At 59.5% G+C, this 877-nt stretch carries 1 protein-coding gene; it reads right to left on the bottom strand.

Going from position 1 to position 877, the window contains the following annotated elements:
* A partial coding sequence (locus NKH37_RS33985) for a cupin domain-containing protein (RefSeq protein ID WP_353042587.1) occupies positions 1-774 on the bottom strand: 774 nt, incomplete at its 3' end.
* Positions 775-877: the final 103 nt, after the last annotated feature.

The following is an 877-nucleotide window of genomic DNA, read 5'->3' as shown; positions in this document are numbered from 1 at the left end:
AACATCCGGCTCGTAAAGATAGTGGCCTGTCACAGCATCGAAAAGCGCGGGGCTCTGGCGCAGATCTACCGCCGTGCTGCTCAGAAGGCTGCGGAAACACGCGGCTTGAAACTCGCCGTAACCGTCATCGCCCATTGTGGGTTGGAAGCTGTGGACGTCACAATCGAGAAGTGCAAGCGTGGCGCGAATCTCGTCGGCGTAGTAGCGCGCCACGTTCGCAGGCGTCGATTGCTCGGCATCGGCGCGTGTCGTGACGTAGCTCTGGTTGTCATCGCTTCCAGTGAGGTGATATGCTTCGACTCCTTTCATGCGCAGGAAACGAGTATAGACGTCGGCGCCGAAATAGGGGCCAGAAAGATGCCCCAGATGCAGATCGCCATTTGGCGTTGGCGGCGTGGAGAAGACGAAGATCGGCCCGCGTGGAGCCGTGGTCTTTGCAGCGGCATCGAGGGCGGCCTTGTTGTCGCGCCAGTAGACATCGACGAAATCTAGGTCTTCGTTTCCGTCGTTGCGCAGCACATGCGCTTCAAAAGGGTGGAACAGAACGACATCGCCCGCCTCGACCGAGATTTCCCCACGGTCGGTCGCGACCTTGCCCGATCCTGAGAGGACTACGAAGGCCTCGATTTCGTCGTGCCGATGGGGCTCGGATGTGACGCCGGGTCCAACCTTTCCGAATGAAAACCCCGTGCCAGCGCTTCCCGTTCCAAGCGTGGCCATGTCGATACCGAACGCCCGCGACAGCTCCGTTCGAGAAAACCTGTATTTGCGCATGACGAACCTACCCTGTTGAAGCAGTGGGATCTTCGACTGCCAACGCAACAGCCTTCCGTGCAATTTGTGGAGAGAAACGGTAGCCCGACCCGTTGGCGGCCCC

The sequence above is a fragment of the Mesorhizobium sp. M1217 genome (assembly GCF_040318275.1).
Lineage (GTDB): Bacteria > Pseudomonadota > Alphaproteobacteria > Rhizobiales > Rhizobiaceae > Mesorhizobium.
This window is presented reverse-complemented; position numbering and strand designations above follow the sequence as displayed.